Origin of the sequence: Megasphaera sp. DJF_B143, assembly GCF_900320625.1 — a bacterium.
Lineage (GTDB): Bacteria > Bacillota > Negativicutes > Veillonellales > Megasphaeraceae > Megasphaera > Megasphaera hexanoica.
On sequence record NZ_ONTA01000002.1, the window covers coordinates 1 to 4,786 of the forward strand.

At 49.2% G+C, this 4,786-nt stretch carries 5 protein-coding genes; all 5 read left to right on the plus strand.

All coding sequences use genetic code 11. The features are described 5' to 3' along the window. The coding region (locus DBO31_RS00025) for a type I glyceraldehyde-3-phosphate dehydrogenase (protein ID WP_150824125.1) at positions 1 to 747 on the plus strand (747 nt) is incomplete at its 5' end. Positions 748 to 764: 17 nt separating this feature from the next. Then, positions 765 to 1,946 carry a phosphoglycerate kinase gene (pgk, locus tag DBO31_RS00030; protein WP_059075589.1) on the plus strand — a complete coding sequence of 394 codons (1,182 nt, stop codon included), beginning with the start codon at positions 765 to 767 and terminating at the stop codon, positions 1,944 to 1,946. A 34-nt stretch (positions 1,947 to 1,980) separates the two neighbouring features. Further along, positions 1,981 to 2,742 carry a triose-phosphate isomerase gene (gene tpiA / locus DBO31_RS00035; protein WP_150824126.1) on the plus strand — a complete coding sequence of 254 codons (762 nt, stop codon included), beginning with the start codon at positions 1,981 to 1,983 and terminating at the stop codon, positions 2,740 to 2,742. 298 nt (positions 2,743 to 3,040) lie between these two features. Beyond that, entirely contained in the window at positions 3,041 to 3,670 is a 630-nt protein-coding gene (locus DBO31_RS00040) for a DUF47 domain-containing protein (protein WP_059075591.1), read from the plus strand. Further along, complete coding sequence (locus DBO31_RS00045) at positions 3,663 to 4,652, plus strand: inorganic phosphate transporter (RefSeq protein WP_059075592.1); 990 nt, start codon at positions 3,663 to 3,665, stop codon at positions 4,650 to 4,652. Before DBO31_RS00040 ends, DBO31_RS00045 begins: the two co-directional genes overlap by 8 nt. Positions 4,653 to 4,786: the final 134 nt, after the last annotated feature.

Genomic DNA, 4,786 nt, shown 5'->3' on the forward strand with positions numbered 1-4,786 from the left:
ATCGAATCATCGGGCAAATATGCCGGCCGCCGCACGGCGAGTTCCCAGAGTCGTCTTCCCCTGGGAGGCAGCGTAAAAAAAGTCATCATTACGGCACCATCCACCATCGATGACATTACGATTGTCCTTGGCGTCAATGAAGATAAATACAATCCCAAGAAGCACCACGTCATTTCCGGCGCTTCTATGACAACCTGCGGTCTGGCTGCTATCCTGAAACTGATGAATGATACGTATGGTGTCAGACGCGGTATGACCACATCCATCCATTCCTACACGACGGACCAGAAAATACTCGACGTATCCCATAAAGATTTCCGCCGCGCCCGGGCAGCGGGCATGTCGATCATTCCGACGACGACCGGGGCTGCCGAAGCCATTACCAAAGTCCTGCCGGAATTCGAAGGCAAACTGAGCTGCCGGGCAGTCCGCGTACCGACACCGGATGTCTCCATTGTGGATATTGTCCTGGAATTAGAAGATAAAAACGTTACCCTGGAAGATTTGAACAGCACCTTCAAAAAAGCCGCTGCTTGGAAATACAGAGGCATCATCGATACTAACGAAGATGAACTCGTTTCGGTTGATTACCGCGGCAATGAAAATACGACGACCATCGATATTCCCCTGAATATGGTCATGGACGGAGGCATGGTGAAAATTGTCTCTTGGTATGATAATGAATGGGGATATGCCCGCCGCGTCGTCGAACTGGTGAAATACCTCACATCCCAGGGTCTCGACTGACGAGAGGAGAGACTACTATGAAAAAAATAATTACTGATGTAGATGTAGATAAGAAAAAAGTATTTGTCCGCGCTGATTTCAACGTGCCACTTGATGAAAATGGCGTTATCACCGACGATACACGGATCCAGAAAACATTGCCGACAATCCGCTATCTCCTCGACCATCAGGCTGCGGTCATCCTGGCCAGCCATCTGGGCCGGCCAAAGGGAAAGGCCGTTGCAAAATATTCCTTAAAACCGGTGGCAGCCCGCCTGTCGGAACTGCTGGGGATTCCCGTGCAGATGGCACCGGACTGCATCGGAGCCGAAACGGAAACTATGGCCGGGGCACTGCAGCCGGGCCAGGTCCTGCTCCTGGAAAACCTGCGCTTCCACGGGGAAGAGGAAAAGAATGATCCGGAATTCTCCCGCAAGCTGGCTTCTCTGGCCGATGTAGGCATCAACGACGCCTTTGGATGCTGCCACCGCGCTCATGCATCCGTAGCCGGTATTGCCGCTTTTCTTCCTATGGCAGCCGGTTTCCTTCTGGAAAAAGAAATCCGCTTTATCGGTGGTGCCGTCGATCATCCGGCACACCCCTTCGCAGCAATCATTGGTGGTGCCAAAGTTTCCGATAAGATTGAAGTCATTTCCAATCTGCTGCCCAAAGTCGATGTCATGATTATTGGCGGCGGCATGGCCAACACCTTCCTGGCAGCCCAGGGGTATGGTATTGGAAAGTCTCTGGTAGAAGCCGATAAAATCGATTTGGCGAAGAAACTTATCGCCCAGGCAGCAGACGAAGGAAAGAAACTGCTGCTGCCCGTCGATGTGAACGTAGCGGAAACGTTCTCTAACGATGCGGCTCATAAAGTCGTACCGGCTGATGCCGTGCCGGAAGACTGGATGATCCTCGATATCGGTACAAAGTCACAGGAACTGTTTGCCCGTGAACTGGAACCGATGAAACTCATCGTCTGGAACGGTCCGATGGGAGTCTTTGAAATGGAAAACTTCGCAAAGGGCACAGAAGCTGTTGCCCGTGCAGTAGCTCATTCCCAGGCGGTTTCCATTGTCGGCGGCGGTGACTCCGTTTCGGCTGTAAATAAAACAGGCCTTGCTAATCAGATCAGCCATATCTCTACTGGCGGCGGCGCTTCCCTGGAATATCTGGAAGGCAAGAAGCTGCCCGGTATAGAATCGCTGAGTGATAAATAAATCTACTTATATCAGTCGCAAAGGAGTTTTCGAGATGAGAAAAACAATTATTGCAGGTAACTGGAAGATGAATCACACCGGAAAAGAAACGCGGGAAACCATCACGGCTCTCGTACAGGGACTTACCGGTGCGGAACAGGCAGATATCGTCATTGCCCCCGTATTTCCCTATTTGCCGCTGGCTGTAGAACTGACAAAAGGAACGGCTGTACATGTTGCTGCCCAGAATATGCACTGGCTGGACAACGGCGCTTACACAGGCGAAGTATCGCCGGCTATGTTAAAAGATATCGGCGTCAGCCATGTCATCATCGGCCATTCGGAACGGCGGGAATACAACAATGAAACGGATGAAACGGTCAATCTGAAAGTTAAATCTGCACTAGCCCATGGACTCACGCCGATTCTCTGCTGTGGGGAAACGCTGGCCCAGCGTGAAGGCGGTATTATGCAGTCCTGGATAGAAGGTCAGATCGAAAACGCCCTGAAAGATATTGCGGCAGCTGATATAACGAAAGTGGTCATCGCCTACGAACCTATCTGGGCTATCGGGACGGGCAAAACGGCGACGGCTGCTCAGGCAGAAGAAGTATGCGACATTATCCGCAAAAAGCTGGCAGCTCTCTATGATGACACAGCTGCACAGGATGTATCCATTTTGTACGGCGGCAGCGTTAAAGGCAAAAATGCAGCAGAACTGACAGCCTGCCCCGACATTGATGGCGGACTGGTCGGCGGTGCCAGCCTGAAAGCCGGTGATTTCCTGGAAATCATCCATAAGGCTGTCATCAAATAATCCATAGGATATCAGTAAATGATATTGTAAATTTTATATATCATATTAAAGTCTCCATTTCCCCTTTTCTTTTTAGGCGATTGGAGACTTTTCTTTTTTGTAAATAATAAAGATAAGAAATACTGGTTTAAAATAATGCATCAGAAATTATGAAAAGTAAAACGATTATGTAGAATAAAAAAAGCGCATATGATATAATGCAAAGTAGGCCATTGTAAAATTTTGACGATAAATGCGTCATGTTTTTGTAAATTCTACGGCCGGTATGTACTTGTAAAAATGAGGAGATTGGACGACTATGGCATTCCATTTAAAGCCGAAAGAAGAGAAGTTTTTCACCTTGCTCGACGAACATGCCCGTATCAGCTATGAAGCAGCTGATCTGTTGCGTCAGGCCATGAACCGGGAAATCCCTACAGAAGACGCCATGCATCAGATTTTTGATCTGAAGACAAAGGCAAATGAACTGGTAGTCGAAACGATGAAACGGCTGCAAAAAACGTTTATTACCCCCATGGACCGGGAAGATATCCAGCAGCTAATAGACCAGCTGGATGCGACTGTAGACAGCATTAATGACATCATGGATAAAATGTGGATGTACAAGGTCGGCGAGGCTACGGAAGGAACTAAACAGATGACGGTCATTACGGCCAAAGCGATGAAGGAAATCCGCAAATCTATCGGATATATGAAGGATTTGAAAAAGAACTATCTCAAAGTAGAAGCACGCAGTAAAAAGGTGCTGAAACTGGAACAGGATTGTGATGACCTCTATCACGAAGAAATGGCAAAGCTGTTTGCCGAATGCAAAGATCCCATCGAAATTATCAAATGGAAAGAAATACTGCAGTCTGTCGAAGACGTGACAGATGACTGTGAAGATTTGGTTGTCACGTTCAGGAGGGTTGTATTGAAGTATGCCTGAGCATTGGTTAATCTGGGCAGTCGTATTGCTTGCCGTTCTTTTTGATTATGTCAATGGGTTTCATGACACGGCCAATGCCATTGCCACCAGTGTATCGACACGGGCAATCACGCCCCGTCATGCTATTATCATGGCGGCTACACTGAATTTTGCCGGCGCCATGATCAGTACCGGTGTCGCAAAGACCATTGGCGGTGATCTGGTCCTCAACCCATCCCAGATCAGTCTGGAAGTCATTGTAGCCGCTCTGATCGGTTCGATTATCTGGAATATAACGACTTGGTATTACCGTATCCCCAGCAGTTCCTCCCATTCTCTTGTCGGGGGCGTTATCGGTGCCGTCTCCATCAGCGTCGGACCAGCTGCCCTGGATATAACGGGGATCAGCAAAATCATCATGTCCCTGATTCTGTCGCCAATCGTGGCACTTGCAACGGGGTACTTTGTCATGATCGGGCTATTATGGATTTTCCGTAATTTTTCTCCTATTACCCTGAACCGGCAGTTCCGCAAAATGCAGCTCGTGTCGGCAAGCCTCATGGCTTTTTCCCACGGTTCGAACGATGCGCAGAAAGCTATGGGCATTATCGCCCTGGCGTTACTGTCCGGCGGTTACATTGAAACCATGGAAATTCCTATATGGGTAAAAATCGCCTGTGCCACATCGATGGCGCTGGGGACATCGGCCGGCGGCTGGCGCATCATTTCTACGATGGGAACGAAAATCTTCAAGATGGAATCCATCAATGGCTTTGCTGCAGATCTGAATTCGTCGATTGTTATCTTTACGGCGACTTTCCTGCACCTGCCGGTCAGTACGACTCACGTCGTATCCGGTTCTATTATGGGCATCGGTTCGGCTGAACGGGTCCGTGCCGTTCATTGGGGCGTAGCCCGCAGCATGCTTCTGGCCTGGGTCATTACGATTCCCATCAGTGCCTGTATTTCGGCTGTTATCTACCTGGGGCTGAGTCTGTTATAACTAAATACGGTATTATGGCTGTGCAATACGCTTGCGTATTTGCACAGTTTTTTGGTGCGCCCGGCATGGGCGCACTCTAATGGGTGAAAGTCCCTAGGCCGCCCGGTAGCGGGAAGGCCATAGCCAGAACCAAG

Excerpts from the sequence above, each read along its gene's own strand:
- pgk (WP_059075589.1), top strand. The coding sequence starts at position 765 with ATGAAAAAAATAATTACTGATGTAGATGTAGATAAGAAAAAAGTATTT.
- tpiA (WP_150824126.1), top strand. The coding sequence starts at position 1,981 with ATGAGAAAAACAATTATTGCAGGTAACTGGAAGATGAATCACACCGGA.
- DBO31_RS00040 (WP_059075591.1), top strand. The coding sequence starts at position 3,041 with ATGGCATTCCATTTAAAGCCGAAAGAAGAGAAGTTTTTCACCTTGCTC.
- DBO31_RS00045 (WP_059075592.1), top strand. The coding sequence starts at position 3,663 with ATGCCTGAGCATTGGTTAATCTGGGCAGTCGTATTGCTTGCCGTTCTT.